Annotated in this window: 24 protein-coding genes; 23 read left to right on the top strand and 1 reads right to left on the bottom strand. The window is 46.3% G+C overall.

Annotated elements, in window-relative coordinates:
* The first annotated feature begins 64 nt into the window (after nucleotides 1-64).
* The 4 genes from purR (at nucleotide 65) to ACFWMP_RS30860 (ending at nucleotide 4107) form a co-directional block, all read left to right on the top strand.
* On the top strand, nucleotides 65-892 hold the full coding sequence (gene purR / locus ACFWMP_RS30875; RefSeq protein WP_042183840.1) for a pur operon repressor: 828 nt from the start codon (nucleotides 65-67) through the stop codon (nucleotides 890-892).
* A 210-nt stretch (nucleotides 893-1102) separates the two neighbouring features.
* Nucleotides 1103-1393 carry a septation regulator SpoVG gene (spoVG, locus tag ACFWMP_RS30870; RefSeq protein WP_042123119.1) on the top strand — a complete coding sequence of 97 codons (291 nt, stop codon included), beginning with the start codon at nucleotides 1103-1105 and terminating at the stop codon, nucleotides 1391-1393.
* A gap of 272 nt (nucleotides 1394-1665) precedes the next feature.
* Nucleotides 1666-3066, top strand: a complete 1401-nt coding sequence (gene glmU / locus ACFWMP_RS30865; RefSeq protein ID WP_042183845.1) for a bifunctional UDP-N-acetylglucosamine diphosphorylase/glucosamine-1-phosphate N-acetyltransferase GlmU — start codon at nucleotides 1666-1668, stop codon at nucleotides 3064-3066.
* Between the two features lie 87 nt (nucleotides 3067-3153).
* Nucleotides 3154-4107: a ribose-phosphate diphosphokinase gene (locus ACFWMP_RS30860; protein WP_036678796.1), complete on the top strand. Its 954-nt coding sequence runs from the start codon at nucleotides 3154-3156 to the stop codon at nucleotides 4105-4107.
* 185 nt (nucleotides 4108-4292) lie between these two features.
* Here the strand turns inward: ACFWMP_RS30860 and ACFWMP_RS30855 are convergent, their stop codons facing one another.
* The gene (locus ACFWMP_RS30855; RefSeq protein ID WP_042183847.1) at nucleotides 4293-4493 is read right to left on the bottom strand and encodes a hypothetical protein; all 201 of its coding nucleotides are present in this window, start codon (nucleotides 4491-4493) and stop codon (nucleotides 4293-4295) included.
* Between the two features lie 124 nt (nucleotides 4494-4617).
* Between ACFWMP_RS30855 and pth the strand changes: the two genes are divergently transcribed.
* The 19 genes from pth to ftsH all read left to right on the top strand — a co-directional run bounded on the left by pth (nucleotide 4618) and on the right by ftsH (nucleotide 26477).
* Nucleotides 4618-5178, top strand: coding sequence for an aminoacyl-tRNA hydrolase (gene pth, locus ACFWMP_RS30850; protein WP_339244188.1), 561 nt, complete (start codon nucleotides 4618-4620; stop codon nucleotides 5176-5178).
* Between the two features lie 84 nt (nucleotides 5179-5262).
* Complete coding sequence (gene fin / locus ACFWMP_RS30845; protein ID WP_042123127.1) at nucleotides 5263-5493, top strand: anti-sigma-F factor Fin; 231 nt, start codon at nucleotides 5263-5265, stop codon at nucleotides 5491-5493.
* Nucleotides 5494-5624: 131 nt separating this feature from the next.
* Complete coding sequence (gene mfd, locus ACFWMP_RS30840) at nucleotides 5625-9149, top strand: transcription-repair coupling factor (protein WP_042123128.1); 3525 nt, start codon at nucleotides 5625-5627, stop codon at nucleotides 9147-9149.
* Entirely contained in the window at nucleotides 9136-10179 is a 1044-nt protein-coding gene (locus ACFWMP_RS30835) for a peptidylprolyl isomerase (RefSeq protein WP_042183851.1), read from the top strand. The genes mfd and ACFWMP_RS30835 overlap by 14 nt, the downstream gene beginning before the upstream one ends.
* A gap of 255 nt (nucleotides 10180-10434) precedes the next feature.
* Nucleotides 10435-10977, top strand: coding sequence for a stage V sporulation protein T (spoVT, locus tag ACFWMP_RS30830; RefSeq protein WP_339244191.1), 543 nt, complete (start codon nucleotides 10435-10437; stop codon nucleotides 10975-10977).
* Nucleotides 10978-11125: 148 nt separating this feature from the next.
* A complete protein-coding gene (locus ACFWMP_RS30825; RefSeq protein ID WP_042183853.1) occupies nucleotides 11126-12808 on the top strand; it encodes a putative polysaccharide biosynthesis protein in 1683 nt (560 codons plus the stop codon).
* Between the two features lie 66 nt (nucleotides 12809-12874).
* Nucleotides 12875-14374 carry a bifunctional methyltransferase/pyrophosphohydrolase YabN gene (gene yabN, locus ACFWMP_RS30820; RefSeq protein ID WP_042183855.1) on the top strand — a complete coding sequence of 500 codons (1500 nt, stop codon included), beginning with the start codon at nucleotides 12875-12877 and terminating at the stop codon, nucleotides 14372-14374.
* A gap of 287 nt (nucleotides 14375-14661) precedes the next feature.
* A complete protein-coding gene (locus ACFWMP_RS30815; RefSeq protein WP_036678778.1) occupies nucleotides 14662-14934 on the top strand; it encodes an HU family DNA-binding protein in 273 nt (90 codons plus the stop codon).
* The gene (locus ACFWMP_RS30810) at nucleotides 14934-15212 is read left to right on the top strand and encodes an RNA-binding S4 domain-containing protein (protein WP_042183857.1); all 279 of its coding nucleotides are present in this window, start codon (nucleotides 14934-14936) and stop codon (nucleotides 15210-15212) included. Before ACFWMP_RS30815 ends, ACFWMP_RS30810 begins: the two co-directional genes overlap by 1 nt.
* A 143-nt stretch (nucleotides 15213-15355) precedes the next feature.
* Nucleotides 15356-15640 (top strand): sporulation protein YabP, encoded by a 285-nt coding sequence (gene yabP, locus ACFWMP_RS30805; RefSeq protein ID WP_042123140.1) that lies wholly within the window; start codon nucleotides 15356-15358, stop codon nucleotides 15638-15640.
* Entirely contained in the window at nucleotides 15637-16200 is a 564-nt protein-coding gene (gene yabQ / locus ACFWMP_RS30800) for a spore cortex biosynthesis protein YabQ (protein ID WP_042183859.1), read from the top strand. The genes yabP and yabQ overlap by 4 nt, the downstream gene beginning before the upstream one ends.
* A gap of 23 nt (nucleotides 16201-16223) precedes the next feature.
* Nucleotides 16224-16559, top strand: a complete 336-nt coding sequence (locus ACFWMP_RS30795; RefSeq protein ID WP_042183861.1) for an FtsB family cell division protein — start codon at nucleotides 16224-16226, stop codon at nucleotides 16557-16559.
* Between the two features lie 124 nt (nucleotides 16560-16683).
* Nucleotides 16684-17184 carry a S1 domain-containing RNA-binding protein gene (locus ACFWMP_RS30790; RefSeq protein WP_036678766.1) on the top strand — a complete coding sequence of 167 codons (501 nt, stop codon included), beginning with the start codon at nucleotides 16684-16686 and terminating at the stop codon, nucleotides 17182-17184.
* Between the two features lie 343 nt (nucleotides 17185-17527).
* Entirely contained in the window at nucleotides 17528-20035 is a 2508-nt protein-coding gene (gene spoIIE, locus ACFWMP_RS30785; RefSeq protein WP_379426110.1) for a stage II sporulation protein E, read from the top strand.
* 538 nt (nucleotides 20036-20573) lie between these two features.
* Nucleotides 20574-21320 carry a vWA domain-containing protein gene (locus ACFWMP_RS30780; protein WP_379426108.1) on the top strand — a complete coding sequence of 249 codons (747 nt, stop codon included), beginning with the start codon at nucleotides 20574-20576 and terminating at the stop codon, nucleotides 21318-21320.
* Nucleotides 21310-22248 (top strand): serine/threonine protein kinase, encoded by a 939-nt coding sequence (locus ACFWMP_RS30775; protein ID WP_188114442.1) that lies wholly within the window; start codon nucleotides 21310-21312, stop codon nucleotides 22246-22248. The genes ACFWMP_RS30780 and ACFWMP_RS30775 overlap by 11 nt, the downstream gene beginning before the upstream one ends.
* Before the next feature lie 36 nt (nucleotides 22249-22284).
* Nucleotides 22285-23727, top strand: coding sequence for a tRNA lysidine(34) synthetase TilS (gene tilS, locus ACFWMP_RS30770; RefSeq protein WP_379426106.1), 1443 nt, complete (start codon nucleotides 22285-22287; stop codon nucleotides 23725-23727).
* Nucleotides 23728-23773: 46 nt separating this feature from the next.
* The gene (gene hpt / locus ACFWMP_RS30765) at nucleotides 23774-24313 is read left to right on the top strand and encodes a hypoxanthine phosphoribosyltransferase (RefSeq protein WP_042183870.1); all 540 of its coding nucleotides are present in this window, start codon (nucleotides 23774-23776) and stop codon (nucleotides 24311-24313) included.
* 109 nt (nucleotides 24314-24422) lie between these two features.
* Nucleotides 24423-26477, top strand: coding sequence for an ATP-dependent zinc metalloprotease FtsH (gene ftsH / locus ACFWMP_RS30760; protein WP_042183872.1), 2055 nt, complete (start codon nucleotides 24423-24425; stop codon nucleotides 26475-26477).
* Nucleotides 26478-26609 lie beyond the last annotated feature (132 nt).

The following is a 26609-nucleotide window of genomic DNA, read 5'->3' as shown; positions in this document are numbered from 1 at the left end:
GTGTAAACCCGTACAAAAGTGATATATTTTTCATAAAATATTCGGTTTTGGCGAGGAGCATTCCGTGAAGAAATTAAAAAGAAGCCAACGTTTGGTAGACATGACTCAGTTTTTACTTGAGCGGCCACATGACCTACTGCCGCTGTCTATATTTGCCGATCGGTATGGAGCGGCTAAGTCCTCCATCAGTGAAGATTTGGCAATCATAAAAGAAGTATTTGAAGGTGAGGGCATTGGAGAGCTTCAGACCTTAGCCGGTGCAGCAGGTGGAGTACGTTATATTCCTGTGATGCCTAAAGAAATGGCGCTCTCTTTTGTTAAACGTTTATGTGTGCAGCTGGAACAGACAGATCGGATATTGCCTGGTGGTTATTTGTATATGTCGGACCTGCTTGGACTGCCATCTTTGATGGAGCAAGCTGGGAAGATCATCGCAACGGCCTTTTATGGATCGGAAATCGATGTGGTGATGACAGTAGAAACTAAAGGGATTCCGCTAGCCTATGCAACGGCAGCACAGCTCGGCTTGCCAGTGGTGCTGGTACGACGTGATCATCAGGTTACAGAAGGCTCAGCAGTAAGCATTAATTATGTATCTGGATCACATAAGAGCATACATACCATGTCTCTTTCTAGACGAGCACTCAAGGAGAAATCACGGGTACTCATTGTAGATGACTTTATGAAGGCAGGCGGGACCGTTCGAGGGATGGTTGATTTACTCGGTGAGTTCAATGCCGAAGTTGCTGGAGTGGGTGTGTTGGTCGAATCAGGTGCAGTAGAGACGGAAGAGCGTCTGTTGCATGACTATGTTTCTTTAGTGAAACTAAGCGAGGTAGACTCGAAAGAGCGGCGGATTTCCGCGCATCCGGGTAACTACTTTTCCTCTTGATAGATTGACGTTTCTTTGTTTTCAAAAAGCGTGGAAATTGTCGAAAACGTAAGGGATATTAAGAAAATCACCCGATGCGTGTCGAAAACAACAGATCCTAAAAAATATATTTCTTTTTTAGGTATTTTATGGAATCAAAAAGAAGGAATTCGCTTTGCTGTGTGGAATTATACACCAAGTCTCTGATGGAAAAAGGTGGTGAACACACACATGCAAATTACGGATGTCAGACTCCGCCGCGTTAACTCTGAGGGGAGAATGAAAGCAATCGCATCCATTACAATCGATAACGAGTTTGTTGTTCATGACATTCGCGTCATCGATGGTAATAACGGGATGTTTGTTGCAATGCCCAGCAAGCGTACACCGGATGGCGAATTCCGCGATATCGCTCACCCGATCTCTTCGGGAACACGCGAGAAGATTCAATCCGCGGTTCTGGCCGAGTACGATCGCGCCGCTACTGAAGAAGAAGAAGAAGTTATTGAAGAGGGAGCTTAGGCTGCCTCGGAAGACGGCTACCTTTTGGGTGGCGTAGGATCCGCCGTTTTTGATAAGATCATACCGAATATACTTCATGACTTAAGCAGCTTGATCTTGCAAGAAAAGCTAGCGCTAGTGAAGGATTTGACGACATCTTCGAAAGGCAGCGATAAATGCTTTTCTAACATGGGGTTTATAGAAAAGAGAACCATGACTTCATGGTTCTCTTTTCTTTTTGCCCGGAATGAGATATATTCAGTAGTGAGTTCAAGAGTAGGAGGTTGGCATTCTTGAAAAGAATGGCTGTAGTTCTTGCCGCAGGTCAAGGCAAGCGAATGAAATCTAAATTATATAAGGTGCTGCACCCCGTTTGCGGTAAGCCAATGGTAGGGCACGTGCTTGATACAGTAGAAGCGACCGGATGCCAGCGCACCGTTGTTGTTGTTGGGCATGGCGCAGAGAAGGTTAAGGCCTATGTAGGGCAAAGTGCGGAATACGTGCTGCAGGAAACTCAGCTCGGTACTGGTCACGCTGTCAAACAAGCTAAGGATTTGCTCGGTGGTGAAGAAGGAACGACGATTGTTGCTTATGGTGACACTCCGCTTATTACATCGGAGACGCTGATAGGATTGATGGCTCTGCATGAGGAGCGTCAGGCGGCAGCGACTGTATTAACCGCAGTAATGGATGATCCATCTGGATTAGGACGGATTATACGTAGTGAAGATGGCGGCTTAATGAAGATCGTAGAACAGAAAGATTGTAATGCCGAACAGGCAGCTATTCATGAAATCAACACAGGAATTTATTGCTTTGATAACATCAAGTTATTTTCGGCTTTAGAGAAGGTTACTAACAGCAATAATCAACAGGAATATTATTTGACAGATGTTATCAGTATTTTGCGTGAGCAAGGTGATCTTGTTTTAGCATTCCAGACTGAGGATGCTAACGAGTCTATTGGTGTTAATGACCGTTTAGCTTTATCTGATGCGGAAGGTATTATGCGTCAACGTATCAACCGCAAACATATGCTGGGTGGCGTAACCATAATCGATCCTGCCTCCACATATATCGGAGCAGATGTAGTCATTGGGTCGGATACAACGATCTATCCAGGAACCATCTTGAAGGGTAAAACTGTAATCGGTGAGAACTGTGTGATCGGACCGGCAAGTGAAATCGAAGATTGTCAGATCATGGACGACGCGACGATTAAGCAGTCCGTATTGAATCAAGCACAAGTTGGCGCACGGACTACCGTTGGGCCTTTTGCCTATTTGCGTCCAGGTTCTATACTTGGAGAAGAAGTGAAGGTTGGAGATTTCGTCGAGATCAAGAATGCTACGATTGGTGACGGTTCTAAGGTGTCGCATCTTAGCTATATTGGCGACGCATCTGTGGGTAAGAATGTAAACGTCGGTTGCGGTGCGATTACTGTTAACTACGACGGGTATAATAAATTTACGACAACAATTGAAGACGATGCCTTTATCGGCAGTAACGTTAACCTTATTGCACCGGTTTCTGTGGGCAAGGGGGCTTTTGTTGTAGCTGGTTCGACAATTACGCGTTCCGTTTCAGAGAATGATCTGGCTGTTGCCAGAGTACGGCAGGAGAATAAACCGGGATATGCAGAGAAGATCCGTTCCCGTGCAAAAGCGAAGAAAGACCACTCGAGTCCATCGTAAAGCGTTGCTAAGAAGCGCCGGACGGACTTGAATTTCCGCGCCGGCGCCTTTGGAAAGCTAAATTCCGTCACGGAGGGTTTAAATTTTATGACTTATTGTGATTCCAAATTAAAGATTTTCACCTGTAACTCCAACCCAAAGCTTGCTAGTCAAATCGCTGATTACATCGGAATTCCGATGGGTGAATCGCATACTACAAGTTTTAGCGATGGAGAAATTCAGGTCAAGCTGTCAGAGAGCGTTCGGGGTTGTCATGTGTATATTGTTCAATCCACCTGCGGCCCGGTTAATGACAACCTAATGGAGCTTTTAGTTATGGTGGATGCACTCAAACGCGCCTCCGCAAAAAGCATCAATGTGGTTATCCCTTACTATGGTTACGCTCGTCAAGATCGGAAAGCTCGTTCCCGTGACCCTATTACAGCCAAGCTGGTAGCAAATTTGATTGAAAAAGCCGGCGCCCACCGTGTAATTACGATGGACCTCCATGCTATGCAGATTCAGGGATTCTTTGATATTCCAGTGGATCACTTGCTGGGAGTTCCTATCCTGGCTCAGTATTTCCGTTCCAAACAAATCGAGAACCCAGTTGTCGTATCGCCAGATCACGGCGGTGTAGTACGTGCAAGAAAGCTTGCTGATTTCCTGAACGCTCCGCTTGCAATTATAGACAAGCGTCGTCCAGAACCGAATGTCAGCGAAGTCATGAACATTATCGGTAATATTGAAGGTAAAACAGCCATTCTGATCGATGATATTATCGATACTGCTGGAACCATTGTACTTGGTGCTAATGCTTTGATGGAAGGCGGCGTGAAGGAAGTATACGCTTGCTGTACACACCCAGTATTGTCTGGTCCTGCACATGAACGTCTGGAGAATTCTCCAATTAAAGAGATTATCGTGACAGATACGATTCCAATTCGCAGCGCGAACCCAACTTCTAAACTCAAAGTGTTGTCCGTGGCTCCACTTATGGGTGAGGCAATTATCCGCGTTCATGAAGAGTTGTCGATTAGTAAATTGTTTGAAATTGAATAAATATAATCAATAATAGCAAGCAAAAACGCCTTCGGCGTCCCAAAAGGACGGTAAGCGTTTATGCGAGAAATATAAGAATAATGTATAGCGTGAAACTTATACATTCTTATATTGTACAAAAGGGTTACACCTCCGCTCTCGGAGATGTAACCCTTATCGGCGTGATGCAGGTAGAAGCGCTGGCTTCAATACCCGGCGCGGGAGACGAAGGTGAATATGCTGCGGTTATAGAGTGTCCCTTGCAGCTCCACGAATCCTTCGTCCACTGCTGTCAATACACCAATGTCAATGTGCACGTCGCCTCTGTATATTTCCACAGGCACAGCATATTGGATATGGTACTGAAAATCGCGCTGATGTGTTAAGATTCCACTTTGATGTAGCATAGGTTATCACCTGTCTTCGGAGTATAATTTCGCTCTGGTTGCACAGAGATATGTAGATAAGATCTATTGTACCAAAAACGGACTTCTCTTGCCGGAGAGCCCGATGGAAAGGAAAGGTTCGATAATGAAATGGATTGTCGGATTGGGAAATCCGGGAACACAATATGCGAAAACAAGGCATAATGTTGGTTTTATGGCATTGGATGAGCTTGCGGCTCAGAACGGGATTTCCTTCAACCAAAGCAAATGTAAATCCGTGATCGGTGAAGGGGTTATCGGGGGAATCAAAACCGTATTGATTAAACCGATGACCTTTATGAATTTGTCCGGTGAGGCCGTTCGCGCTTATATGGATTATTACAAAGTTAAACTAGAAGATATGATCGTCGTCTACGATGATCTAGATACCGAAATCGGAAAAATTCGCTTGCGTTATCAAGGTAGTGCTGGTGGGCATAACGGAATTAAATCGATCATTCAGCATGTAGGTACACAAAGCTTTAATCGGGTACGCATGGGTATTTCTCGCCCTGAACCGGGTTTTGCAATAGTGGATTATGTTCTCTCTTCATTTCCTAAAAAGGAAGGCGATCCTCTGAAGCAGATGATCCTTAATACTTGTGATGCACTGGAGTTCAGCTTACAGAATTCATTCGAACAGACGATGGCTAAATTCAATGGTTGATCTGTAAACTCTGTTGGTTATGAGGCTAAAGATGATGCTCCCCGGACATACTGAAGGTATATAGTACCTTCAGGAGGCATATAGATGGCAATAAACTATGTATGTAGGCACTGCAAGACATCTCTAGGCAGCATTAATAGAAGTGATGTTACAGAAATGCAGTTGGGCCTTCATTCCTTGACCCCTGCGGAGCGCAGAGATATAATAGCGTATAATTCAGAAGGTGAGATCACGGTAAAGGTGACTTGCGACTATTGCAAGGAGGCTTTAGAGCATAATCCGGAGCTTAGCCTGCTGACGAGTCCGCTTCAGTAGGTGATAGCGCCTGTCTCTATCGTCATCCGCAAGCCTTGGCGTTACAGCTGAGGCTTCTTTTCGATTCCAATCATAATAGGTGACGGTGGCTTTGGCTCCCGTTAGCCTGTTTAGTAAGAGAGGTGCGCCTGTTGTTACAAGGTATTATAGAAGCTTTTTCCAAGGATCCCGATTTCCAGTCTATCACCCAGGGTGTAGCTGCAGGTATGAAAGAACAGCTCATATCGGGGCTTACAGGTTCAGCTAGACAGATCATGCTTGCAGCACTGCATGAAGAGACAGCTCGTCCCTTGCTTGTAGTGACTCATAATATGTTTTCGGCTCAGAAAATGGCCGATGATTTACAGGAAGCGCTTTCCCCGGAACGAGTTCTGCTCTATCCTGCTAATGAACTTGTGGCTGCGGAAGCGGCTGTCTCAAGTCCAGAGACATTAGCCCAGCGTATTGATGTACTGACCAAATGTGCTCAGGGCTTCCGTGGTATTGTTGTGGTTCCCTACTCGGGAGTGCGCAGACTGCTCCCTGCACCAGAGGTTATGGCAGAGGCACAGGTTACGGTTTCTCAGGATGGAACGCTTGCTCTGGATGAATTCTTGATGTCCATGATCGAAATGGGTTATGAAAGAGTAGAGCGGGTTGAGAATCGCGGTGAACTGAGTGTAAGAGGTGGAATTATTGATTTTTATCCAATGACTTCTCCTTTGGCATATCGTGTTGAGTTATTTGATGATGAGGTTGATTCGATCAGAACTTTTGATCCAGTCGATCAGCGTTCTATTGATAAAGTACGAAGTGTGAAGATTACACCGGCTAAAGAGATTATAGCGAGCAGGTTTCGCCAGGAATCTGCTTCTGCTGAAGCATCTGTTATGCTGGAACGACAGCTTGAGAAAATGGCGGATCGGCAGGCTAAGTTGCGTCTAAAAGAAGAAATTGGACGCGAGCTAGAAATGCTGCGCGAAGGAACCTATTTTCCTGAAATCTATAAATATATCAGTCTTTTATACCCTGAACGCTCTCATTTATTTGATTACATGGCCCAGGATACGATTCTTATTCTCGATGAGCCGACAAGACTGCTTGAAACGGCGAAACAGCTCGAAAGAGATGAATCGGAATGGAACCTCCATCTGATGCAAAACGGCAAAACATTGCCGGATCTGGATCTCTCTGTCGAGACAGATGTTGTGATGTACAAACGTCCGTTCCAAAGCCTGTTTATGTCGATCTTTTTGCGCCAGGTCCCACACATTCAACCACAGAACATTCTTGGGTTTATTAGTCGTGGGATGCAGGATTTCCATGGTCAGATGAATGTGCTTAAATCGGAAATGGAGCGTTGGCAGAAGTCTGGTGTAAAGGTAATGATGCTTGCGAGCAGTGAAGAACGGATTGAACGTGTGCGCAGAGTCCTTTATGACTACGGCATTGATGAGCCAACGATCGTACAAGGAAACCTGGGTTCAGGCTTTGAGCTGCCTTCTATTCATTTAGCCGTTATCACTGAAGGAGAGATGTTCTCTCAGAAGCAGCGGAAGGCACGGAAGATCTCCAAAGGGATAGATAATGCTGAACGGATCAAGAGTTATACTGAGCTGAAAATTGGTGATTATGTTGTTCACCAGAACCATGGTATCGGTAAGTATATGGGGATCGGTACGCTGGAGGTCAGCGGTATTCATCGCGACTATATGCATATTTTATATGCGGGTGGCGATAAGCTCTCGGTTCCAATTGAGCAAATTGACTTGATTCAGAAATATGTCGGTTCAGAAGATAAAGAGCCGAAAGTATATAAATTAGGCGGTAATGAATGGACGCGGGTGACCAATAAGGTTCGCTCTTCCGTTCAGGATATTGCTGATGATCTAATCAAACTGTACGCTGAACGCCAAAGTGCAGCAGGGTATGGTTTTGAGAAGGACACACAGGAACAGCGTGAATTTGAAGAAATGTTCCCTTACGAGGAGACTCGGGATCAGCTTCGAGCGATTGAAGAGATTAAGAAGGATATGGAACAGAATCGTCCAATGGATCGGCTCCTTTGTGGAGACGTTGGATATGGTAAGACGGAGGTAGCTATACGAGCAGCCTTTAAATCAGCGATTGAAGGTAAACAGGTGGCTGTGCTGGTACCGACAACGATTCTAGCTCAGCAGCATTATGAGACCTTTCGGGAACGCTTCGCAAATTATCCGCTAAATATTCAAGTCCTAAGTCGTTTCCGCAGCCGTAAGGAGCAGAATGAGACGATTAAAGGCGTTCGGGCAGGAACGGTTGACGTGGTTATTGGTACCCACCGTTTGTTGTCTCAGGACCTTGTATTTAAGGACTTAGGTTTATTGATCGTGGATGAGGAACAGCGATTTGGCGTGACTCATAAAGAGAAGCTGAAGAAGTTAAAAACGAATGTAGATGTTCTTACCCTGACAGCAACTCCAATTCCTCGTACATTGCATATGTCGATGCTGGGAGTGCGTGATTTGTCTGTCATTGAGACGCCGCCGGAGAACCGTTTCCCCGTCCAGACTTATGTTGTTGAGCATAGTCAGACGCTTACGCGGGAAGCTGTAGAGCGTGAATTGGCTCGTGGCGGTCAAGTCTACTATCTCTATAATCGTGTGCAGGGCATTCAAGAAATGGCCGCTCAAATTTCTATGCTTGTTCCTGAGGCTAGGGTAGGCATTGGACATGGCCAAATGTCGGAAGCGGAGCTGGAGAAGACGATCCTTGATTTTCTTGATGGAGAATACGATGTGCTGGTCAGCACAAGTATTATTGAGACGGGTGTAGATATTCCTAACGTAAATACACTTATTGTGCATGATGCCGATAAGATGGGCTTGTCTCAGCTCTATCAATTACGTGGACGTGTAGGCCGGTCCAACCGGATTGCGTACGCCTATTTTACCTATCAGCGGGACAAGGTTCTGACTGAAGTGGCAGAGAAGCGGCTGCAATCTATCAAGGAATTTACGGAACTGGGTTCTGGTTTCAAAATAGCGATGCGGGATTTATCTATTCGTGGTGCCGGTAACTTACTTGGTGCAGAACAGCATGGCTTTATTGCATCCGTGGGATTTGATCTATACTCACAAATGCTGGCGGAGGAGATCCGCAAGCGTAAGGTTACTGTGCTTGGAGAGGAAGATACCTCGCTCAAAGAGGGCAATACCGTCATTGATTTGTCGATTGACGCATATCTGCCGTCCGAGTATATTTACGACAGTATCCAGAAAATTGAAATCTACAAAAAGGTTGCGGCAGTAACATCCTTCGATGATGCTTCTGAGCTTGAGGATGAGCTCTTGGATCGGTTCGGAGAACTGCCTGAAGCAGTTGTTAATCTATTAACTGTGGCTCGTCTAAAAGTGTATGGAAAAATGTATGGCATTGATTCCATGATCAGACGTGGTGATGATGTTACCCTGAATTTCTATGAGGGAAGTCTTGGCGCTCTGGATACGGCCAAACTCGCCAAAGTTGGAAATAGCTTCGAAAGACGTGTACAATTCGATAGAGATGCTAAAGCCAGTATCCGAGTAAAGTCGAAAGACTTAAGTGATAAACAGCTGCTTGACTTGCTTGAACAGTTTCTTAAGGAAGCTAAACAGTCTTTTAAATCGAAGGGAGAACTACACAATGTCGTTAAATAAAAAAAAATCATGGAAAGTACTGCTCGTTTCATTGGTAGCAGCGGTTTCCTTTTCTATGCTAGCAGCATGCGGTAGTAGTGCTGATGATAGCAAGGCAGTTGCGACTTATAAAGGTGGAACAATCACAGAGAAGGAATTTGCGATGGATCAAAAAATCATGAAATTCCTCTCCCCGCAGCAAGCGCAATATTTAGAGATTGAGGCGTTTAAGGAGTCTATTTTGAAGCAGGAAGTAGGCTTTGAATATTTGGCTTCCAAAGCAACGGATGAAGCGAAGAAGCAGGCGAAGAAAGAGGCTGATAGCCAAATCGCTGACTTGAAGAAAGCTCTGGGCGACACTTATAAGAAAACACTTAAAGACGCAGACGTTACAGAGGGCGATATCCATAGTTATATGGAGCGTGTGCTGACGGTTTATCAGGATATGCTGCTTAAAGTGACAGATGATCAGGTTGTCAAAGAATTTGAAGCTACAAAAGGTGACTTTACGGTAGCGACTTTGCGCCATGTGCTAATCGGTCTGACAGATGCTAACAACAAAGAGCGCACTAGCGAAGAAGCACTGAAAATCGCGAAGGAAGTTAAGGCAAAGCTGGACGGCGGAGCTGATTTTGCAGCAATCGCTAAGGAATACACTGACGATACAAGCTCTAAGGAAACAGGCGGAGAATATAAAGATAAAGCTGTAGGAACGTATGTAGACGAGTTTAAGAAGGCTGCTCAAACCTTGCCTTTGAATACCATTAGTGATCCTGTAGAGACTTCTTATGGTTACCACATTATCAAAGTGGAGTCCCGTACCGACAAAACCTTTGATCAGTTAACGGATGAACAAAAAGAAGGCATTAAGAGCTCCATTGTGTCCAAGAACCTAGAAGCGTTCATGGAGAAAGATCTGGAAGGCATTATTGAGAGCATCAATCTGCCGAAGAGCTCTGCTGCCGCAGATGAATCCGGAACAAAAAATAGCGGAACAGAAGCCACTACAGCGCCAAGCGCATCCCCAAGTGCTACAAAAGCTGCTGAATAAACATCGGTAAAAATGGACAAGCTTACCTTAGAAAAGCCATCCTCACTTAATGTGAAGATGGCTTTTTATTTCGAAGAAACATCTTCAGAACGGCCTTTATCTTGATGCAGATATTAATACATGTCAGCTTATGTATAAGGATCTGGGAAGAGATGAATACTATGGTCAGATATTACGATAAATCACTGGGATTATCCTTTCCCATAATGGACAGTAGTAAGACCATACTTCTTAAGAAAGCGGGGCACATGTGAAATGAAAGCTACTGGAATTGTTCGGCGTATTGATGATCTCGGACGAGTGGTTATTCCCAAAGAAATTAGACGTACTCTACGGATTAGAGAAGGCGACCCACTGGAAATTTTCGTCGATCGGGACGGTGAAGTCATACTCAAGAAATATTCCCCGATTGGCGAGCTTGGTGACTTTGCAAAAGAGTACGCGGAGTCCTTGTTCGAGGGTACTGGGCATATTACGATGATTGCTGATCGTGATACCTTTATTGCACTGGCTGGTGGCTCCAAGAAAGACTATTTGGAAAAACAAGTAGGAATTCTTTTGGAGAAGGTCATGGATAGTCGTAAGACTGTACTGGAAACCAACGAAGGCAGTTATGAAATCGCTAAAGATCATCCGGATTTGGTGTCCTCATATGTAGCCTCACCGATCATTTCCGGTGGAGATCCTATTGGTTGTGTAGTGATGGTAAGTAAGGATGATTCAGCGAAAATGTCGTCAATGGAAGTGAAAATGTCCGAAACCGCCGCCGCATTCCTTGGCAAGCAAATGGAGCAATAACCGTAATGTAGACCCCGCTTTCCTTTTGGTAAGATATACAAAGGGCAAACGGGGTTTTGTCGTTCTTACAAAACCGTTTCTACTTGTGGGTATACATACGTTATAATATAGAAATTCATCCCATTAAAGTTGTAGAAGCAGGTACTTTATGAAATCGAACTCACAAACATCACGATTGCTGCAAGGGGCATTTATTCTAAGTGCAGCAGCGATTATTTCAAAGCTTATAGGTACACTCCAAAAAATCCCGCTGCAAAATCTAGGCGGAGATGCGGTATTTGGTATATACAACACGGTTTATCCTTTGTACACGATGTTGTTGACGGTAGCGATGCTGGGTCTGCCAGCGGCCATATCCAAATTTGTCGCTGAAGCCTCTGCAGGAAGGCGGGATGACGAGGGTCGGCGGATTCTGCGGTTATCTGCGGTTATAACAGCCATAAGCGGTTTGGTTATCGGAGCAATCACCTATGCAGGTGCGCCGATTATAGCTGGGTGGGTCGGCAACTCGCATGTGATGCCCGCTTTGCGGGCAAGTGCGTGGGGACTTGCGGTTGTTCCAATCATGTCAGCTCTTCGGGGTTACTTTCAGGGTCTTCATAATATGGTTCCGACGGCTGTGTCACAAATTGTAGAGCAGTCTGTACGTGTTACAGTAATGATTGTACTGCTCTTATATCTGACCTCACTGGGTGCAGGAGCTGAGAGCATTGCTGCTGGCGCATTGCTTGGTTCAGCCGGGGGAGGGGCAGCAGGGCTTGTGATTATGCTGCTATTTTTGCGACGTCATCGGCGGGTATTAAGACAAGGGTCCCCTTTAGATGCTGCCGCTTCTGTCGAAAGTCAGGGTTTAAAGCTGCCCAATGCAGATAATGAGGGGCGTTCGAATCAACGGATTATGGGCGTTAAAGCAGGGGCCTTGCTGGCTTATGGAATTCCCGTGATGCTTGGTGCGCTGGCAATGCCTCTTATCGGTCTTGTAGATGTATTCACTGTACCTCGCTTGCTATCCTCTGTAGGAAGCGAAGTGGAGGCAATGACACAGTTTGGTGTATACAATCGTGGTTTGCCACTAGTGCAGATTGTAACGATGATTGCCACTTCTTTGTCTGTTGTGTTCATACCAGCCTTAGCAGAGGCGAAGTATAAGGGAGATATGAAGCTGATCGAGAACCGTTGCAGCTTGTCGCTGCGTTGGTTCTGGCTGCTAGGGCTGGCAGCGTCAGCGGGCCTTGCAGTGCTTGCTGAGCCGATTAATATGGCTCTTTATGGCGACACCGCCGGCAGCAGCACTATGACTTGGCTGGCCTTAACCGCTGTTGGCGGTACGGTCAGCATCATCTCGGCTGCACTCCTGCAGGGCCTCGGCTACGTGCGCGCCCCGGCCCTGCACCTTTTGGCCGCCGCGCTGCTCAAGGCGGCCCTGAACCTGCTGCTGGTTCCGCAGCAGGGCATTACCGGCGCAGCCATCGCTGGCGTGGCCGCGCATTCGTTCGCAGCAGCGCTCAACGTGCTGCTGCTGTATCGCCAGGGCCATCTGCGGCTTCGCCTCGCAGATGCCCTGGCACGGCCCGCGCTGCTCACAGCGGGCCTGGCTCTTGCCGCTGCAGCCACCAGCTGGGGCGTGGACGCTGCGGCTACGGCCGCTGGCATCGGCGGCGGGCGCACTGCCAGCTTGGCGCAGAGCCTGCTCGGGGTGCTCGCAGGCTGCGCTGTCTTTGCCGTAGGGGCTATAGTCCTTCGGCTCCTTAGCGAGAGCGAGCTTCGCCAGCTTCCAGGCTTCGGCCCGTCCCTGGCGGACAAGCTGAAGAAGCTGCGCTTATTCCCTTAATCAACGTTTACATCACAATATAAAAATGCGGTCTGCTGAGACAGCCGCTTAAGAGGAGGAACAGACATGAGTGCAACATTAACGGTCGTCGGTCTGGGTTCAGGCAACCCTGATCGATTGACGCTAGGAATTATAAAGAAGCTGAAGGCAGCATCCGTTGTCTATGTCCGCACAAAAGAGCATCCAGTCATGGCTGCCCTCTCCGAGCTTGAAATAACTTCACAGTCCTTTGATGGATTGTATGAATCTTTATCCTCGTTTCCAGAGGTGTATGCAGCGATTACTTCAAAACTGATTGAAGAGGCACAAGCAGCAGCAGACGGTACAGATATTGTTTACGCGGTTCCGGGTCATCCTATGGTTGCGGAATCAGCGGTTTCGCAGCTGCGCGAGCGGTGTCCTGAGGAAGGCATTGAACTGCAAATATTGGGTGGGGAGAGCTTTCTCGACGAGGCGTTTGTTCGACTGGGGTTTGACCCCATTGAAGGGTTTCAGTTACTAGATGCTTCAGGCATTCGCAGTGCTCAGCTTCAGCCTGAACTACATACTCTGATTGGTCAGGTGTACGATAGCTTTACAGCCTCGGAGACAAAATTATGTTTGATGGAGCTGTACCCGCCTGAATATGAAGTTGTTGTGGGGCATGCACTCGGTGTCGAGAACGAAGAAAGTATTGTAAGAGTCCCACTGTACGAACTGGATCGACTCGACGGTTATGGCAACCTGTCGTTAGTTTATGTACCTGCCAATCGTGACGAGAATCTAAGAAATCGTACCTTTGCCCGTCTGCATGAGATTGTCGATATTCTTCGAAGCCCGGAAGGTTGTCCATGGGATCGGGAGCAGACACATGAATCCCTGCGCAAAAATTTAATCGAAGAAACCTATGAAGTCCTTGAAACGATTGATGAGGATGACCCTGATCATATGAAAGAGGAGCTGGGCGACCTTTTGCTGCAAATTATGCTTCACTCTCAAATGGAGGAGGAGCTTGGCACGTTTAACGTGTATGACGTCATTGAAGGGCTGAATGATAAGCTTATCTTCCGTCACCCTCACGTATTTGGGGATACCAATGCGAATGATGCCGAAGAAGCGCTGAAGAACTGGGAGGGCATGAAGGCAGAAGAGAAGCGGCGTAAAGGTGTGAAGCCAGAGGAATTATCCGTTCTTAGTGGTGTTCCGCGTGACCTGCCTGCTCTTATGAAGGCATACAAGCTTCAGAAAAAAGCATCCAAGGTGGGCTTTGACTGGGACAACGCTACGGATTGCATAGCCAAGATTCGTGAGGAGATCGATGAGCTGCAGGAGGCGATTGACACCGATGCGGCGACAGATGATCAAATTCTGGAACTTGGGGATTTGTTGTTTGCAGTTACGAATGTCGCTCGTTTTATCGGTGCAGATCCGGAAGAGGCATTAACCCGGACTAACCGCAAATTTGTGCGCCGGTTTCAATATATTGAGCAAAGCTTGCAGCGCAAGGGAACGAGCGTAAAGGATAGTAGTTTGGAAGAGATGGAAGAACTGTGGCAAGAGGCTAAGGCTGAGGAGCGAAAAGTCTAGTAATTCACAGCCCCTTTACGGTATATGGACTCAAAAATGGGGCAATGCTGTGGATGTAGCTTTTATTTTCTGATTTAGAATGTGGCCAGTAGTTTAATAGTGCTATAGAATAGATTCTGCGACGATTTCTGAGAAATAACTGCTTCTTTTTTAAAAAAACGACGAATCGTGGCAGGATTTTAAGGTGACATCAAGAATAACATAAAGACGAAATGCGATTCGCCCCATATTATGGTGGTGATTCTCGTTTCATTTATTTTTTCGTATCCTAGGAGGAACTTTAAATTATGAACAAGACAGATTTGGTAAACAACATTTCCGAGAAAAACGGATTGGCAAAAAAAGATGTAGAAGCAGTATTGAACGGATTCTTGGGTGAGATTACAGAAGCTTTGGCAAAAGGTGATAAAGTCCAACTGATCGGTTTCGGAACTTTTGAAACTCGCAAACGTGCAGGACGCACTGGTCGCAACCCGCAAACGGGCACAACGATTGAAATTCCAGAATCGACTGTACCGGCTTTCAAAGCTGGTAACAAGCTTAAAGAAGCCGTTAACTAATGCGTCTTGACAAATTCCTGAAAGTGTCCCGTTTAATTAAGCGCCGTACAGTGGCCAAGGATGTGTCCGAACAAGGCCGGGTACTGATTAACGGGCGGGAATCTAAACCTAGTAGTGCAGTTAAGATCGGTGACGAGATTACTGTACAATTTGGACAAAAGCTTGTAACGGTCAAAGTAGAAAAGCTGGTCGAAACGACTCGCAAGGACGAGGCCGCTGGTATGTATACTCTAGTTCGGGAAGAGCCTGTTGCCAAAAGCAGCGGACTGGACTGGTAAGAGTAATAGAAGAAGGCATAACTTTACATTTTGTAGAGTTGTGCCTTCTTTTTCTTTTTGTTTCTATTATTTTTAGTGGGACGGGATGTTCTATAACTTCTGCCTCTGCCATAGATTAGAGGTAAGAAGGAGGGGTACATGCTATGATCGAGCCAGGAAAGGTAAACAAACAGCATGATCTGCACATGCGCAGTCGGAAGCAGCTGGAGTTGACGGGCGTGCAAAATGTGGAGAGCTTCGACAGCGAGGAATTTTTGCTTCGTACAGAACTCGGCCATCTCACCATTCGCGGGAATCATTTACATATCAAAAATTTAAGTCTGGAGAACGGAATGTTGTCCTTAGAGGGCAATGTACATTCCCTGATTTATCTCGATCCCGGATCGCAGGGCAAAAATAAAGGTCTGCTCGGTAAGCTATTTAAATGAATCCTGCAGTCCAGTGGGTGACGCTGTTCTACATGATCATGGCCGGGCTGGCAATGGGACTGGCCTATGACAGCTACCGGGTGCTGTCGCTGAAGTTCAATTTTCCCAAATGGCTGAATGCCATGCTAGATCTACTGTATTGGCTTTGGGCCGCCTTGCTCGTTTTTCGTATGCTGTATGCCGGAAATCAAGGACAATTGCGGTTTTATGTCTTTCTAGGTTTGTTTCTAGGAGTATGGATCTATTTTTTAATCTTCAGTGTTACGGTGCGGCGTTTTGTGTTAAGGTTAATTCAATCGGTTCAGTATATGTGCAGGTTGCTGTGGAGACTTGTGGAGATCCTGATAGGTACACCTCTTCTCTGGCTTTGGCGATTTATTTTAGGGCTGCTAAAGCTACTAGGTCGTATTCTGCGGTTCATCTTTAAGCTTCTGCTGCGTCTGACCAAACCAATTTGGGTATTACCTGTTAGGTGGATCTCTCCACAGTTATCGCGGCTGACACATAGCGCCTGGATTGTGAGGATCACTGAATGGATTACCAAATGGCGGAAACGCTGACCTTGAATTAGGGGGTACGTTGCATGAACAGATTTACTGCGGAAGAGAAAAGTAATCATAGCAAAAATTCGGCCGCAGGCGCGAAGAGAAGAAGATTTATGTGGATTGTCTTTGTGGCAGTATTTTTTGGTTGGGCGGGTTATACTTACTTCGCTCAAAGTGCGGTCATTGCGGACAAGGGTGAGGAACTTGCAAAGAAACAGGAGACTAGTGAGGATGTCATGGCATCTTTAACTCAATTAAAATATGAATTATCCAGACTTAATGATGACGAGTATATTGGCCAATTAGCACGTAAATGGTACAATATCTATCCTCAAGGGGAAACTCCTATTCGAACAGAGCAATCAGAGCAATAATAGCGGCGAAAAGAGGCTTTTACTCTGTTGCCTTGCTTTGCTCTTTACTGTATAATCAAATCACCGCAGACAGGATGACCTTAATATTCGTCTGTATATTTTTAAGGGAGGATCATTTTATTCTATGGCAATTGAAGTGGGCACCAAGTTAGAAGGCAAAGTGACAGGCATCACGCATTTCGGAGCATTTGTGGATCTGTCAGGAGGTGTCACAGGTCTCGTTCACATCTCGGAAATCGCCGATAATTATGTCAAGGATGTTAACGATCATCTGAAGATTAGTGATGTAGTAACAGTCAAGGTGATCAACGTCGATAAGGACGGCAAGATCGGACTTTCCATTAAGCAGGCTGTTGACAAGCCAGCATCGGAAGTACGTCCGCCTAGAGCTCCAAGACCAGAACGTCCTAGCGGCGGAGACCGTTTCGGCGGTGGCGGCGGCAGTGGTGGAGGCGGCGGTGGATTCAATCGTGAACGGGGTGGGCGTCCATTTAAGCCTGCAGCCGGTAAACCTTCATTCGAGGATAAAATGTCGCGATTCCTGAAAGACAGCGAAGAACGGATATCTTCGATTAAGAAGAACACAGAAGGAAAGCGCGGAGGCCGTGGAGCTAAACGCGTGTAATCCAATACCTGTACATCATAAATAACCGCAGGGGCATTTCGCCCTTGCGGTTTTTTTGTCATGTCATATAAAATTGCCGACAGCATCCATGTCATTCTCACATAACTCTAGGGCAATCGCTGACGAAAGACCGCCGCGTCAGCGCGTGAAATTACGTTGTAAACAATCTTGAAACCAATCAACCTACCGTCCCGCAAGGGATAGAACCGCTTTTTTACAGATCATGAATGAAGGCTTTTTTGTCGGAAATTTCTTGTGTGTGTCCCTCCATTTCTGACAAACTTTCTCAATTCCTCGGTTATATAATGAGTACCATAAATTCTTAAACGGGTGGTGTAGGGGAATGAGTAAAAGCAACGTGGTAAATTTGCCAGAGTGGACAAGAGTGGGAAGTGAAGATAAGAAGCAGAGACAAGCATTGCGCACGCGTATTACAGCTTGGGGTCAGAAACAGCGGTATATTCAGCTAATAGCAGCGAAGAAATGGATGCTATTGCTTAGTTTCATGGGGTTTCTGCTGGGTAGAGCCATGATTCTGGACGAACTATCCCCTTTTGCTGTCGCATACTTTGCCGTCATTGTGTTTATGCGTCGCGACTCTATTCTACCTGTAGCTGCAGCCATTATAGCTGGAAGTCTCTTTACTCCATTCCCTGGAGCTTTGGTTACTGCTGCTGAGCTGATTATTTTCTTTTTAGTTTATAAAGGCTTGGAAAGTTATGAACGAATAGATTTATCCTATGCACCACTAATGGTGTTCGTGTCTTCGTTTATGGTTGGTTTGTTCCAGATTGTTATTGGACCTTCTCTTTCTTGGTATCCGCTTATGATGACAACACTAGATGCTTTACTAGGTTTTGTGCTTACACTGGTGTTCATTCAAGCGCTGCCTTTACTAACCTATAAGCAAAAGAGTAGAGCGCTTAGGAACGAGGAGATTCTGTGCCTTATTATCTTACTTGCCTCAGTAATGACGGGCCTTGTGGGCTGGACCCTTAATGGTTTGTCTTTGGAGCATATATTGTCACGATATTTGATTCTACTCTTCGCCATGGCAGGGGGGGCTCCTCTTGGGGCTGCTGTTGGGGTGGTGACCGGATTGATTCTCAGTTTGGCGGATATTAGTGCTATCTATCAGATGAGCCTGCTTGCTTTTTCTGGAATGCTAGCGGGAATGATGCAGGGTGGTCGAAAAGGTGCAGTATCTATCGGGATGTTGCTAGGATCCACGATCCTTTCCGTCTATTTTACGGGTCCGGGTGATATGATGGCCTCAACATGGGAAACCTGCGTAGCGGTAGTGCTATTTCTTATAACGCCTAAGGCGATGATATCTGCCATTGCTAAATATGTTCCTGGCACGTCAGATCATAGCCGATCTCAACACGAATATGCGCGAAGGGTCAGGGATTTAACGGCAGAACGGGTGACGCAATTCTCACAGGTATTCCAGCAGCTGTCGAGCAGCTTTGGGCAGATTCCACGTGCCGGAGAAGTAGGGAAGTCAGACCGTGAGATGGAGGATTTCATGAGTACGGTGACAGAGGGGGCCTGTGCAGGATGCATTCGGCGTTCCCACTGCTGGGATGCAAAATTCTATCAGACGTATAGATACATGACAGATATGATGACTACTGTTGAGGAATGCCCTGATATTACGGCAGCTCAGCTGCCTCCGGAATGGAGCCGGATTTGCGGTAAAACTGGTGAAGTACTTGAAGTCATGAAAGGACAATATGATCTTTACCAACATGATATGCGATGGAAAAGACAAATATACGATAGTCGTCAATTTGTTGCCGAGCAGTTATCGGGCGTGTCACAGGTTATGGAGGACCTGGCGCGTGAAATAAAACGTGAGGGACAGGCTATGTATCGTCAGGAAGCTCAAATCCGTGAGACATTGGAGAAATTAGGGCTGTCTATTCATAGTATCGAAATCCTAAGTTTAGATCCTGGGCGTGTAGAAATAGAGGTGGTGCATGCCTATACTCGTGGTTTTGATGAATGCCGTAAAATGATCGCTCCGCTCCTTTCCGACATACTAGATGAGAATATTGCTGTCATGAGCGAGACGGCAGTCCATCCTCGGGAAGGATTGTCGATGGTTACCTTCGGTTCAGCCAAAGCCTTTGAGATAAACACAGGAGTGGCCGTTGTTTCTAAAGGAGGAGATATGTTATCTGGCGATAGCTTCAGTACCGTAGAGCTTGGAAACGGCACCTTTGCAGTATCCATTAGCGACGGAATGGGAAATGGTGAGCGGGCGAGAATGGAGAGTAGTGCCGCCCTCGGTATGTTAGAAAAGCTACTGCAATCCGGTATGGATGAGAAGCTGGCTGTAAAGTCGGTAAACTCTATTCTCTTATTACGTTCTCCTGACGAGTTCTACGCTACCGTTGACATGGCTTTGATCGATCAGTATTCCGCACAGACAACTTTTATGAAGATTGCTTCTGCACCGAGCTTTATCCGGAGGGGTAGTGAGGTCATTCCAATAACCTCTAGCAATCTGCCTATAGGAATCATTAAAGATATCGATGTGGATCTGATTAGCATGCAGCTTCGGGCCGGTGATATTTTGATTATGATGACGGATGGTATTTATGATGCGCCAGGATATGCCGTTAATAAGGAGATATGGATGAAACGGTTGATCCAAGAGCTTGAGGGGGATGATCCTCAAGATTTGGCGGATAGCTTGTTAGATAAGGTAATTCGTTATCAGGGCAATGAGATCCATGATGACATGACGATTGTCGTAAGTCGTGTAGATCATTTCCATCCGGAATGGTCCAGCCTGCATATGCCTGGTGTTGGCCGAATGGAGCGTCCGCGTACGGTGAGCTAGGAATTTTCTCGGTTTAGGCTTAGGTTTTATGTTTGGTACGCGCGAAGGGCCGTATTGCTTGTGTGTTTAAGCACGCACGAAGTGTCGTGTTGCCTATATATTTGCAGTGCGCGCAATGCGCCGTGCTGCTATAGGAGGTTTAAGTACGCGAAGTGTCGTGCGTGCTTGGAAGTCGGGGCGAGTCTGTGATGTGAAACTCGCCGGTCTCTACTATTTACGTTTCAAAGTTTCGCTGACTTTGGCGCGTAATTTTTTAGATCTAAACTGTTTACTAGTGAAGGTACGGAACGGAGAGAAAGTTTGGAGCTGTAGAAGCGGAGCGTTCGCCTTTATTATTTGATTTCAACCGCAGAGGGCGGTTTTAATAGAGAAATCAAATAATAACAGCGATCGAAAGCCCAAACATTTCTCGCAGTTCCCCTATTCACTATCCCCTTAGTTCAGATCACAAATTTCCCCAACAAAAGCGACCGTTTGAAATCTCTCATTTCTGGATATGCTAGAAACAGAGGTTCAAACAAAGGGGGAGTTGAGGGTTATGAAGCAAATTATGCTCATTACTGACGGTTGTTCGAATGTAGGAGAAAGTCCGGTGTTGGCAGCGGCGCATGCCCTGCAGGAGGGAATCACCGTAAATGTGGTTGGTGTAGTTGATTATGGTACGATCGGCGAGCTCGGAAGCCGGGAGATTGCCGACATTGCCAAGGCCGGGGGAGGCCTTAGCCGAATAGTCGGAACGCCACAACTGGCGCAGACGATTCAGATGATGACACGCAAGACCGTGGTTCAGACGATCCAGCAGGCGGTTAATAAAGAGGTAAAAAAGATACTAGGCGATGGCTCATTGGATCAGTTACCTCCTGTTCAACGTTCACAGGTTGTTACAGTTGTAGATGAACTGACAGAAACAACACCGCTGCGCATTGCACTTCTTATCGATGCCAGTGCTAGTATGAAACCTAAACTGGGTGCTGTGGAAGATGCTATCCACGATTTGGCGCTCAGTTTGGAAGCACGGGAAGGTAAGAGTGAGATTGCTGTATTCCATTATCCTGGAAATAACAGCAGCGAAGATGCCAAGCTTGATCTAGATTGGACCCATGACATGTCAGGTATTCGTACGTTATTCTCTAAATTACACATGAGAGGCGCGACACCGACGGGTCCAGCTATTTTCAAGGTGCTTGAACATTATCGTTATGATACACTGGATGAACATCGTGGACGCCGACTAAGTGATGACCACGACGAAAGAGAAGGGATGATTGGTGGGTATGTCGTCTAATCCGTCCTATCCTACTGGTACCTTAATTAACGGCAAATGGCGGGGTAACCGTTATGTCGTTGAGCGGATGCTGGGAAGGGGCGCGAACGGAACCGTATATCTTGTGCAAAGAGAAGGCAGACGGGAAAGGTACGCGCTAAAAATCGGATACGATACACTTGAACTTCAATCGGAGATCAATGTACTAACCTCGCTGCAATCACGGCGAAAGCGGAATGAGCATCGTGCTCGTCGTGAGAATCCATTGTCTTCTTATTTTTTGGAAGCGGATGATTTTGCGAATGGGGATAATGTCCCCTTCTATGTAATGAGGTATGTTGAAGGCAAACCTCTGCATCACTTTTTATCGAAAAACGGTCCCGACTGGTTAGGCCTGGTAGGGCTTGGTCTGCTTGATAAGCTGCGCACACTGCATGAATGCGGTTTTGTGTTCGGGGATTTGAAGCCGGAGAACGTCATGGTATCAAAGTACGGCGAAGTGGAGCTGATCGACTTTGGGGGCACAAGTCCTATTGGTCGCAGTGTGAAGCAGTTTACCGAATGGCATGACCGTGGCTTTTGGAATGCAGGCAGCCGCACGAGTGATGAGGGTTATGATTTATTCGCTTTTGCTGTACTGTGCCTTCGTCTTTTGAATGAAGAGGGGCTCAAGAAAGCTGCGCTACAGCTGCCGCAGACAAGAAGTGTAGATGAGCTGTTTAAGCTGGCTAGAAATCTACCCGACAAGAAACTATCCTCTTGGATTTGTTTGGCGTTAAAAGGAGGTTTCACCGGTTCCGCAGATGCTACAGAGCTCTGGCGAAACCATATTTACAATTCGCGTAGAAAGCGTCCTGATAGTATGGACACACCTCGCTGGCTCAAAAATGCTTTTGGGTTATCCTTGTTTGTGCTTGCCTTTACAATTTATTGGGTATTTCGGTTTTGAACTTATACATATAGTTAGAGAGAAGGGGGGCCGCATATGGAGCAAATGAATGGACTGGTGGAGTCAGTATTGGAGTCAGCAGCCGAGCACGAGCTGTGGGCGCCCCATGACACCATTGTAGTCGCAGTTTCCGGCGGCCCGGATTCTGTGGCTCTTTTGCATGTTTTGCATGAAATAGCTTTAAACGTTATGCCACTTACCTTAATATGCGCTCATGTGAATCACGGATTTAGAGCGGAGTCTAAGGAAGAGGCAGAGCTAGTACGCGGTATGGCTGAACAATTGGGACTGCCCTTTGAGTTGGCAGAATTCGATATTCCCTCTTTGGCTAAAGAGAGTGGACTCGGCCCTGAGGGGACAGCACGCGAGAAGCGATACGAATTCCTGATTGATACCGCACACCGTTATGGGGCGCGCTCCGTTGCTCTGGCTCATCATGCGGATGATCAGGCAGAAACGGTGATTATGCGTCTATTGCGAGGAAGCGGTTTATCGGGGCTGTCCGGTATCAAGTGGAAAAGAACAGAAAAAAAGGTGGAACTCATTCGTCCATTCCTACGTATTAACAAAACGGCTCTTCTTGGGTTATGTCAGAATGAAGGTTTCACCTATGCCGAGGATGCAACTAATCTGCTGACGAAATACAAGCGGAATGCTGTTCGATTGGAAGTTCTTCCTTTTCTGGAAAGGTATAACGGCAGAGTGAGACAGTCACTTGTGCAGCTTGCGGAAATTGCAGGAGCTGAGGATGAATATATGGATGCATCTGCGGTAAAATGCTTTGAGGAGCTGGTTTCGGAAGGGGAAGGGAAATATACCTTTAACAGAGCTTCATTTGCGGCCATACCCTCCGCTTTACAACGGCGTTTGATTAAACTAATATTAAATTATCTGTCGGCGGATCTATCTGCCCTTGATTTCTCCAAGATTGAATCTGTACGTCGGGGAACGCTGCAGAGCTATCCCACCACCTGGAGTTTGGATTTAGGTGGAGGCCTGACTTGTGTGCGGCAATATGATATCATCTTGTTCTCGTCCAAGCCCGCGCAGCAACAGGCAAGCTATACATATCGTCTGTTTTTACCGGATTCCGAGCTTAAGCTGGAGGAAATAGGTAAGGTGATGTCGATGGCGGTGCTGGAGAGAGAAAACTTTTTTGTACAGGGGGAGGATTATGGGAAGATGTCGGCTTGGTTTGACCGTGATGAACTGGTCTTTCCACTAACGATTCGTTCCCGATTGCCTGGAGATACCATAAGAGTCATGGGATTAAACGGAAGCAAAAAGGTAAAAGATATTTATATTGATGATAAAATACCTGCTGCTGAACGCTCAATGATCCCCCTCGTTTGTGATGGTTTGGGCAATATTGTCTGGATTCCGGGCGTAAGACGCTCGATGCATGCCGCAGTAGGGCGGCAAACGACCTCGGTACTTCTATTGTCTCTAGCAGAGCTGGATGACCGTGAAGAAACGTAATGGTCGATGTAAGTCTTTCATAGTATAACTTAGGAGGTTTCGCAAGTTGCAAAATGATATTCAAGAAGTCTTGATCACCGAAGAGGAACTTCAGCAGAAAATTAAGGAGCTCGGTCGAACACTGAGCGAAGAATACGCAGGACGTACCCCTTTAGTCATTTGTGTACTAAAAGGCGCGTTTATATTTATGGCAGATCTGGTTAAAGCCATTACAGTACCTGTTGAGATGGATTTCATGGCAGTATCTAGCTATGGAGCATCCACCAAGTCCTCTGGTGTTGTCAAAATTATTAAGGATTTAGATGTATCGGTAGAAGGCCGCGATATCTTGATCGTTGAAGATATTATTGACAGTGGCCTTACGCTCAGCTATTTGATTGAGCTACTCCGCAACCGCAATGCTGCTTCTATCAATGTGGTTACCTTGTTTGATAAGCCCTCAGGTCGTACGGTTAATCTAGAAGCCAGCTATACAGGCTTCGTGTTGCCAGACGAATTTGTAGTAGGCTACGGATTGGATTATGCCGAGCGGTATCGGAACCTCCCATATGTTGGAGTACTGAAGCCTGAGATTTATTCCAATTGAACTATTGATTGCCTTGATCATACGGATCGGGCACCCTTGGCTTCCTTTATTTGAGGTGTCCCAAGAGGCTATGGTACAATAACTTGAGTGTTGCGAGAGGAGGTAGGGGATGAATCGGTTCATCCGGAATTCTGGTTTTTATTTGATTTTATTTTTAGTCGTGGTGGGTATTGTCCAGTTTGTGAGCAATGGAAATGAAGCCGCCGATTTCCCTAGATACGACGAGTTACGGCAGGAGATCAAGAGCAACAATGTGAAGGATTTGACGGTTCAGTTTGAGGGTAATGCCTTTTTAGTTACAGGCGAATATAGAGAGTTGCCTGCCGATACTAAATCGAAAAGCTTCTCCACATATATTCCTCCAACAGATGCTGCTATTAATGAACTGATTCAAGCCAGTGATGTTAATGGGATTGAATTAACTCAGAAGAAAATGGAAGGTACCAGCATTTGGCTGACATTCCTTTCTTCTATTATCCCGCTAGTCATTATGTTCATCTTGTTCTTCTTCCTGTTTAACCAGGCGCAAGGTGGCGGCGGTAAAGTCATGAATTTCGGCAAGAGCAAGGCTCGGTTATATAATGAAGAGAAGAAGAAAATCAGCTTCGAGGATGTTGCAGGGGCGGACGAAGAGAAGCAAGAGCTTGTCGAAGTCGTTGAGTTCCTGAAAGATCCGCGCAAATTTGCAGCTGTCGGTGCACGTATCCCTAAAGGCGTACTGCTTGTAGGCCCTCCGGGAACAGGTAAAACATTGCTTGCACGTGCAGTAGCAGGTGAAGCCGGTGTTCCTTTCTTTAGTATTTCCGGTTCCGATTTTGTAGAAATGTTCGTGGGTGTCGGTGCTTCTCGGGTACGTGATTTGTTCGAGAACGCTAAGAAGAACGCGCCATGTATTATCTTCATTGATGAAATTGATGCTGTGGGTCGTCAACGCGGCGCCGGACTCGGCGGCGGACATGACGAGCGCGAGCAAACACTTAACCAATTGCTGGTTGAGATGGATGGATTCGGTGGTAACGAAGGCATTATTATTGTTGCGGCAACTAACCGCGCTGATATACTTGATCCTGCATTACTTCGTCCAGGACGTTTTGACCGTCAAATTACGGTTGACCGCCCTGACGTAAAAGGCCGTGAAGCTGTACTTAAGGTTCACGCTCGTAACAAGCCGCTTACGAAAGATGTAAGACTGGATGTTGTCGCTAAACGCACAACTGGATTCACGGGTGCTGATCTAGAGAATCTGCTAAATGAAGCAGCATTGCTAGCTGCACGTCGTAACCGCAAAGATATTTCCATGATTGAAGTGGATGAAGCCATTGACCGTGTTATCGTGGGTACTGAGAAACGTAGTCGGGTTATCAGTGACCGTGAGAAACGCATTGTTGCTTACCATGAAGCAGGCCATACTATAGCTGGTTATTTCCTTGAGCATGCTGATATGGTGCATAAAGTTACAATTATCCCACGCGGACGTGCCGGCGGATATGTTATTATGCTTCCGAAGGAAGATCGGATGATCGTTACCAAGCAGGAGCTTTTGGATAAGGTTACTGGATTACTTGGTGGACGTGTTGCCGAAGAATTGTTTATTGGTGAGATCGGTACGGGCGCATACAGTGACTTCCAACAGGCTACGCGCATCGTGCGTGCCATGATCATGGAGTACGGTATGAGCGATAAGCTTGGACCTATGCAGTTCGGCTCGTCTCAAGGCCAAGTATTCTTGGGTCGTGATATTGGGCATGAACAGAATTATAGTGATTCCATCGCTTATGAGATTGATCAAGAAATGCAGAACTTTATTACTTCGAGCTACGAACGTTGTAAAGAACTGTTGCTCAAATACTCTAAAGAAATGCACCTGATTGCCAATACGTTACTTGAGAAGGAAACACTTGAGCTTGATCAGATTAAAGAGCTGATTGAACAAGGATTCCTTTCTGAAGATGGTAAGGCTGAGGGTGGCGAAGGCGTTGCGCTTGAAGTTGGCGAACCTGTCATTGATAATATCGGTGATGTGCGTGTCCGCATTCAAGGCAAGTCTGAAGATACTGATTCCACGCCTCCGAACCTATCAAAGGAAATCCCGAACAAACCTGAATCTGAGGGTAATGACGGATCTGATGATGACAATAAAGGCGGCGGAACTAGCCTTACCTAAGCAGGATCACTATTCATAAGATGTAAATTAATCCGGAGAGCGTAATTGCTCTCCGGATTTTTTATTTTAATTTTTAGGTAATTTCATGCTTGGAAGCCTGTCTAGTCACATTGACAGGGGCTGGAACGTTGT

It is taken from the genome of Paenibacillus sp. NPDC058367 (assembly GCF_042723305.1).
Lineage (GTDB): Bacteria > Bacillota > Bacilli > Paenibacillales > Paenibacillaceae > Paenibacillus_AQ.
Note: the sequence above shows the minus strand (reverse complement) of the source record. Positions and strands in the feature narration are given on the sequence as shown.

Excerpts from the sequence above, each read along its gene's own strand:
- ACFWMP_RS30855 (WP_042183847.1), bottom strand. The coding sequence starts at position 4,493 with ATGCTACATCAAAGTGGAATCTTAACACATCAGCGCGATTTTCAGTAC.
- ACFWMP_RS30780 (WP_379426108.1), top strand. The coding sequence starts at position 20,574 with ATGAAGCAAATTATGCTCATTACTGACGGTTGTTCGAATGTAGGAGAA.
- ACFWMP_RS30810 (WP_042183857.1), top strand. The coding sequence starts at position 14,934 with ATGCGTCTTGACAAATTCCTGAAAGTGTCCCGTTTAATTAAGCGCCGT.
- ACFWMP_RS30825 (WP_042183853.1), top strand. The coding sequence starts at position 11,126 with ATGAAATCGAACTCACAAACATCACGATTGCTGCAAGGGGCATTTATT.
- ACFWMP_RS30835 (WP_042183851.1), top strand. The coding sequence starts at position 9,136 with ATGTCGTTAAATAAAAAAAAATCATGGAAAGTACTGCTCGTTTCATTG.
- ACFWMP_RS30815 (WP_036678778.1), top strand. The coding sequence starts at position 14,662 with ATGAACAAGACAGATTTGGTAAACAACATTTCCGAGAAAAACGGATTG.
- yabQ (WP_042183859.1), top strand. The coding sequence starts at position 15,637 with ATGAATCCTGCAGTCCAGTGGGTGACGCTGTTCTACATGATCATGGCC.
- spoVG (WP_042123119.1), top strand. The coding sequence starts at position 1,103 with ATGCAAATTACGGATGTCAGACTCCGCCGCGTTAACTCTGAGGGGAGA.
- ACFWMP_RS30795 (WP_042183861.1), top strand. The coding sequence starts at position 16,224 with ATGAACAGATTTACTGCGGAAGAGAAAAGTAATCATAGCAAAAATTCG.
- ftsH (WP_042183872.1), top strand. The coding sequence starts at position 24,423 with ATGAATCGGTTCATCCGGAATTCTGGTTTTTATTTGATTTTATTTTTA.
- tilS (WP_379426106.1), top strand. The coding sequence starts at position 22,285 with ATGGAGCAAATGAATGGACTGGTGGAGTCAGTATTGGAGTCAGCAGCC.
- yabN (WP_042183855.1), top strand. The coding sequence starts at position 12,875 with ATGAGTGCAACATTAACGGTCGTCGGTCTGGGTTCAGGCAACCCTGAT.
- yabP (WP_042123140.1), top strand. The coding sequence starts at position 15,356 with ATGATCGAGCCAGGAAAGGTAAACAAACAGCATGATCTGCACATGCGC.
- spoVT (WP_339244191.1), top strand. The coding sequence starts at position 10,435 with ATGAAAGCTACTGGAATTGTTCGGCGTATTGATGATCTCGGACGAGTG.
- ACFWMP_RS30775 (WP_188114442.1), top strand. The coding sequence starts at position 21,310 with ATGTCGTCTAATCCGTCCTATCCTACTGGTACCTTAATTAACGGCAAA.
- spoIIE (WP_379426110.1), top strand. The coding sequence starts at position 17,528 with ATGAGTAAAAGCAACGTGGTAAATTTGCCAGAGTGGACAAGAGTGGGA.
- ACFWMP_RS30790 (WP_036678766.1), top strand. The coding sequence starts at position 16,684 with ATGGCAATTGAAGTGGGCACCAAGTTAGAAGGCAAAGTGACAGGCATC.
- pth (WP_339244188.1), top strand. The coding sequence starts at position 4,618 with ATGAAATGGATTGTCGGATTGGGAAATCCGGGAACACAATATGCGAAA.
- fin (WP_042123127.1), top strand. The coding sequence starts at position 5,263 with ATGGCAATAAACTATGTATGTAGGCACTGCAAGACATCTCTAGGCAGC.
- ACFWMP_RS30860 (WP_036678796.1), top strand. The coding sequence starts at position 3,154 with ATGACTTATTGTGATTCCAAATTAAAGATTTTCACCTGTAACTCCAAC.